Source organism: Anaerotignum faecicola (genome assembly GCA_024460105.1).
In the GTDB taxonomy this organism is placed as follows: Bacteria; Bacillota; Clostridia; order Lachnospirales; family Anaerotignaceae; genus JANFXS01.
The window spans coordinates 1-552 of the sequence record JANFXS010000104.1; the positions used below are offsets into that span (position 1 = coordinate 1).

A 552-nucleotide genomic window follows, 5' to 3' on the forward strand; every position below is an offset into this window, starting at 1 on the left:
CAAAGAGATTCCTTTTATTTTGCGTCTGTGTCAGGAAAAAAATGTTCCTCCAGCATCGCACACAGCGTGTGATAGACGGGCAGATGCAGTTCCTGCACGTCGGCTGTCACCTCCGCCGGAACTGCCAGGCATACGTCGCTGATTCCCTTCAAGACTCCTCCCGTTTTTCCGGTCATGGATATGACAGAAAGTCCTCTGGCCTTTGCCACTCTGGCGGCGTTTAACACATTTACGGAATTACCGGATGTGCTGATTGCCGCCAAAACATCACCGCGCCTGCCATAGCCGTATACCTGCTGGGCAAATACCAGTTCCGGGGCCACATCATTTAAAAATGCAGTGGACAACGCGCTGTGCCCCGTCAACGAGATTGCAGGAAGCGCTCCCTGCAGACGGTCTCCCAGATCTCCCAGTCCCTCTCTTTCGGCACTGCCAAGCGGACGTTTTTTATAAAAACCTTTCATCAGCTCCCCAACAATATGATCGCAATCCGCCGCGCTGCCTCCATTACCGCAGAGCAGCAGTTTTCCGCCCTGTGAGTAAGCATCTTCC

At 53.3% G+C, this 552-nt stretch carries 1 protein-coding gene; it reads right to left on the reverse strand.

What is annotated here, in order from left to right:
* Positions 1 to 14 precede the first annotated feature (14 nt).
* Positions 15 to 552: SIS domain-containing protein (locus tag NE664_12965; protein ID MCQ4727543.1), on the reverse strand; the 538-nt coding region annotated here is incomplete at its 5' end.